Source organism: Photobacterium sp. R1 (assembly GCF_054600795.1).
The window spans coordinates 1-232 of sequence record NZ_BAAHZP010001042.1 but is presented as its reverse complement, the minus strand read 5'-3'; the positions used below and the strand labels follow the sequence as shown (position 1 = coordinate 232).

Sequence of the window (232 nt, the reverse complement as noted above, 5' to 3'; positions counted from 1 at the left end):
TATTGACCTGCCGGATGTCAGCCACGTCATCAACTTTGACATGCCGCGCACGGCTGATGTTTACCTGCACCGTATTGGCCGTACAGCCCGTGCCGGTAAAAAAGGCACCGCCATCTCGCTGGTGGAAGCTCATGATCAGGGCATGATAGAGCGTGTCAGCCGGTATATGAAAGAAGAAATCCCGGAGCGCTTTATCGAGGGCCTGCGCCCTAAACATAAAAAGCCGGTCACA

At 54.3% G+C, this 232-nt stretch carries 1 protein-coding gene; it reads left to right on the top strand.

Annotated features, from left to right (window positions below; all coding sequences use genetic code 11):
- A partial coding sequence (locus ACYP03_RS28235; protein WP_459782969.1) for a helicase-related protein occupies positions 1-232 on the top strand: 232 nt, incomplete at both ends.